This window comes from Streptomyces sp. WM6386 (assembly GCF_000972385.1).
Taxonomy (GTDB): Bacteria; Actinomycetota; Actinomycetes; order Streptomycetales; family Streptomycetaceae; genus Streptomyces.
The window spans coordinates 1-387 of sequence record NZ_JXTE01000586.1; the positions used below are offsets into that span (position 1 = coordinate 1).

At 71.1% G+C, this 387-nt stretch carries 1 pseudogene; it reads right to left on the bottom strand.

Annotation, left to right across the window (positions count from 1 at the left end):
* A pseudogene (locus TN53_RS42810) lies at nt 1–387 on the bottom strand (LuxR family transcriptional regulator); the annotation flags it as partial.

Here is a 387-nt window from a genome sequence, read left to right on the forward strand (position 1 = left end):
GGGCAGGACGACGGACTGCGCCACCAGCCGGTCGAGGAGATCCAGCACCTCGTCCCGGCCGATTCCGTCGCCCCCACACACATCCTCGGCCGCGTCCAGGCCGAAGTCGTCGGCGAAGACCGAAAGCCGGTGCCACAGCAGCCGCTCGGCAGGGGTGCACAGCTCGTGACTCCAGTCGATCAGCGCGCGTAGCGTGCGCTGATGCGGCCGGGCTACCCGGCTGCCGTTCGTGAGCAGCCGGAAGCGGTCCTCCAGCCGGGTGATCGCCTCGTCGATGGTCAAGGTCCGCAACCGGGCCGCGGCCAGCTCGATGGCCAGCGGCAGCCCGTCCAGGTCGGCGCACAGCCGGAGGATCAGGGCGCGGTTGCCGTCGGTGACCTGGAACTC